The following is a 3619-nucleotide window of genomic DNA, read 5'->3' as shown; positions in this document are numbered from 1 at the left end:
TGCCCCAGCGGCAGACCACCCACATCAACCTCCCCACCTACCCCTTCCAACACCAGCCCTACTGGCTCCAGATACCCGCCCAGCTCACCGACGCCGGCGACCTGGGGCTCACCGCCACAGATCATCCGTTCGTCACCACAGCCACCCAGCTCGCAGGCACGAATCACATCGTCCTGTCCGGCCGCATCGGGCTCAAGACCCACCCCTGGCTGGCCGACCACGCAGTGTCCGGAACCGTCCTGCTGCCTGGTACGGCCCTGGTCGACCTGACACTCCACGCCGGAGACCACACCGGCGCCACCCACCTGGACGAACTCACCCTCCACACACCCCTCACCCTGGACGACACCACCACCCGCGACCTCCAAGTCACCACCACCCCCGAGGCGAACGGCTGGCAGATCACCATCCACTCCCGCCCCCACACCCACGAGCCCGACGGCACCGACTCCGAGTGGACCTGCCACGCCACCGGCACCCTCACCACAACCCAGGAACCCGCCGAACCCCTCACCCAATGGCCACCCACCGGGGCAGAACAGGTCGACGTCTCCACCCTCTACGACCAACTCACCGCCAGCGGCTACGAGTACGGGCCCACCTTCCAGGGCGTCACCGCTGTCTGGTCCCAGCCCGACGGCACCCTCCACGCCGAGATCACCCTCCCCGAAGAGGCCGACCCGACCGGACACACCATCCACCCGGCCCTCCTCGACGCAACCCTCCACCCCCTCGCCACCCAGACCACATCAACCGGCGAGACCCAGCTGCCCTTCGCCTGGAACGGCGTCACCGTCCACGCCACCGACGCCACCCACCTACGGGCCACCCTCACCACCACGGGCAACGACATCTCCGTCCAGGCCTGGGACCCCACCGGCGCACCCGTCGCCACCATCAACACCCTCACCACCCGCCCAATCGACCCCACCTCGCTTCACAAAAACGCCGACGCGGGAACCCGCAACAGCCTCTTCCACCTCACCTGGAAGCCTGCCGAAACGGGCCATGAAGGCGTGCCTCACGACCAGGTCGATGTCTACGCGGTCCCAGCCGACCTGGAAGACCGAAGCCCGGCAGCTGCACACACGGCGACAGAAACGGTCCTGGCTCACCTTCAGTCCTGGCTGGCCGCCAACGACGCCACAGACCGGCGTCTCGTCATCCTCACCCGGCACGCCATGGCGACAAGCTCTGCCGAGGACGTTCACCTCCCGCATGCACCCTTGTGGGGCCTGGTCCGCGCCGCCCAGAACGAAAACCCCGGCCGCATCCACCTCATCGACACCGACAACCCGGCCGCCGACACCTCATACGTGCAACAAGCCCTGGCCACCGGCGAACCCCAACTCGCCCACCGCAACAACCAACTCCTCGCACCCCGCCTCACCCGCACCACCACAACAGCCGACTCCACCGTGCAGCCCCTCAACCCCGACGGCACGGTTCTCATCACCGGCGGCACCGGAGGACTCGCCACCCTCACCGCCCAACACCTCATCACCACCCACGGCATAACCCATCTGCTCCTCGCCTCCCGCACCGCACCCCAACACACCGACCTGCAACACGAGCTGGAAGCCCTCGGAGCCCAGGTCACCCTCACCGCCTGCGACACCACCGACCCCCAAGCCGTCGAAGAACTCATCGCGTCCATCCCCGAGGAGCATCCGCTCACCGCGGTCATCCACACCGCCGGCACCCTGGACGACACCACCCTCACCGGCCTCACACCCGACCGCCTCCACCCCGTCCTGGCCCCGAAGGTCGACGCCGCCTGGAACCTCCACCACGCCACCCAACACCTCGACCTCACTGCCTTCATCCTCTACTCCTCCGCCGCCGGCACCCTCGGCAACCCCGGCCAAGCCAACTACGCCGCCGCCAACACCTACCTCGACGCCCTCGCCCACCACCGCCACCACCACGGCCAACCCGCCACCAGCCTCGCCTGGGGCTACTGGAAACACACCACCAACCTCACCCACCACCTCACAGGCACAGAAGTCCGCAAAGTCACCCACGGGACCCGGCCGCTGGAAACCGACCACGCCCTCCACCTGTTCGACACCGCACTAGCAGCACCTCAGCCATATCAGCTGTGCCTCCCCCTCAACCCCAACGCACTCCGCACCACCGAAACAACCCCCGCACTCCTCCACGACCTCACCCCGCACCCCACCCGACGCACCGCCGCCACAACCCCCACCACCAGCGGCTCCGCACTCTCCGAACGGCTGGCCGCACTGACCGAGCCGGCCGACAAACAACGCCTGATCCTCGAACTCGTCCGCACCCACATCGCCGCCGTCCTCGGCCACGGCCAGCCCAACAACGTAGACCCACAACGCCCCTTCAAAGACCTCGGCTTCGACTCCCTCACCGCCGTCGAACTCCGCAACCGCCTCACCGGCACCACCAGCCTGCGGCTCCCCGCCACCCTCATCTTCGACCACCCCACCCCACAAGCCCTCACGACTCACCTCCTCAACCAACTCCTCAACACCCCGCTCCAGACCACAGCCACCACCCACACCACCCCCACCACCGACGACCCCATCGCCATCGTCGCCACCGCATGCCGCTACCCCGGCGGCATCCGCACGGCCGAAGACCTCTGGCTGCTGGTCGCCGAAGGGAAGGACGCCACCTCCGGCTTCCCGACCAACCGCGGTTGGGATCTGGACAACCTCTACGACCCCGACCCCGACGCCACCGGCAAGACCTACACACGCCACGGCGCCTTCCTCCACGACGCCGACCAGTTCGACGCCGACTTCTTCCACATGAACCCCCGCGAAGCCCTCGCCACCGACCCCCAGCAACGCCTCCTCCTCGAAACCGCCTGGGAAGCCTTCGAACACGCCGGCATCAACCCCACCACCCTCAAGGGCAGCAACACCGGCGTCTTCACCGGAGTCATCTACGCCGATTACGGACCGCGCCTGATGCACCGGACACCCGAGGGCTTCGAGGGGTACCTCGGCAACGGCAGTGCGGCGAGCGTGGCTTCGGGCCGGGTGGCGTACACCTTCGGGCTGGAGGGCCCCGCCATGACGGTGGACACGGCCTGCTCCTCGTCGTTGGTGGGCATGCATCTGGCCGCCCAGGCCCTGCGCCAGGGCGAGTGCGATCTGGCGCTCGCCGGCGGTGTCACCGTGATGTCCACACCGTCCGCTTTCCTCGAGTTCTCCCGGCAGCGGGGGCTGGCACCCGACGGCCGCTGCAAGCCCTTCGCCGACGCAGCCGACGGCACGGGCTGGGGCGAAGGCGCCGGACTCGTCCTCCTCGAACGCCTCTCCGACGCCCAGCGCAACGGGCATCACGTCCTCGCCCTGCTCCGGTCGTCGGCCGTGAATCAGGACGGCGCGTCCAATGGCCTCACCGCGCCCAACGGCCCCTCCCAGCAACGCGTCATCGAACAAGCCCTCGCCAACGCCCAGTTGACCGCCGACCAGATCGACGCCGTAGAAGCACACGGCACGGGCACGACGCTCGGCGACCCGATCGAGGCCCAGGCCCTCCTCGCCACCTACGGGCGGGAGCGCACGGTGGAACAACCGCTGTGGCTCGGCTCCATCAAATCCAACATCGGCCACACCCAGGCCGCCGCCGGCGT

General features: G+C 68.6%; 1 protein-coding gene. It reads left to right on the top strand.

The window, feature by feature from the left end; all coding sequences use genetic code 11:
- Positions 1–3619: SDR family NAD(P)-dependent oxidoreductase (locus tag ACWGI2_RS42010; protein WP_453701328.1), on the top strand; the 3619-nt coding region annotated here is incomplete at both ends.

The organism is Streptomyces sp. NPDC054866 (assembly GCF_053610745.1).
Note: the sequence above shows the minus strand (reverse complement) of the source record. Positions and strands in the feature narration are given on the sequence as shown.